Annotated in this window: 1 protein-coding gene; it reads right to left on the reverse strand. The window is 59.7% G+C overall.

Going from position 1 to position 243, the window contains the following annotated elements:
- Positions 1–243: hypothetical protein (locus tag AC1RPU_RS08460; protein WP_481769725.1), on the reverse strand; the 243-nt coding region annotated here is incomplete at both ends.

Genomic DNA, 243 nt, shown 5'->3' on the forward strand with positions numbered 1-243 from the left:
TTTCAACTCCTTCCAGTAGTCAGACGGGTCGATGCCGGCCTCTGCCAGTTCCTGTTCCCCGAAACCGTTACGCAAATCCTGTTCCATCAGGTCCCATACACGCCGCGCGTTATCGCGTAGCCACAGCATAGCCCGGTAGTCGGAGCCACGGGCCCGCAGCTCGTTGACCATGGCACCAAACACGCGATGAGGACCACTGTAAAACGCACCAGTTCCCGCATCGTGCAGAACAGGGCTCTGCGC

Source organism: Dellaglioa sp. CoH-55-MRSF-7, from assembly GCF_056782235.1.